Source organism: Streptomyces bobili, assembly GCF_002154575.1.
GTDB lineage: Bacteria > Actinomycetota > Actinomycetes > Streptomycetales > Streptomycetaceae > Streptomyces > Streptomyces bobili.
Map to the genome: position 1 here is coordinate 1 of NZ_MUBA01000871.1, position 500 is coordinate 500.

Consider the following 500-nt stretch of genomic DNA (forward strand, 5'->3'; position numbering starts at 1 on the left):
GACGAACCCGGCCGGCACCCACCACGCCGACCTGCGAGCACTCCTGCTGCCGGCCCCCGAGGGCGCCACGGAGAACAAGGCCCTTCGCGGCTCGGACGGCTGGCTGACCACGGAGGACTACCTCGCCGAGTTCGAGCAGAAGGAGGACCGCGAGGAACTGGGCCAGAAGCTCCTCGACCACGGTCTGCGGCACATCGCGGCGCGCGGCTGGACGACTCAGGACGGGACCCGGACCCGCGTCTATCTGCTTCAGTTCAACACGGCGGCCGTCGTGGACAAGCTGATCGCGACCGAGGCCGTCGCGTTCGTGCCCCCCACCCATCAGGTGCGGGGCGCCGCAGAGGTCGAGTACGACGAGGCGTTCCCGGAGCGGGCCACGGTGTCGGGGGTCGAGCAGACCTCCTACGCCGAGATCAAGCCGTACGGCCCGGAGCAGGTGCGGTTCGCCCATATCGCCGTCGGTGACGTGTACGCCGTGATCGTCCAGTCCCGCGAGGGCG

Annotated in this window: 1 pseudogene; it reads left to right on the forward strand. The window is 70.4% G+C overall.

Features of this window, described 5'->3' with window-relative positions:
• A pseudogene (locus BZL64_RS40065) lies at nt 1-500 on the forward strand (hypothetical protein); the annotation flags it as partial.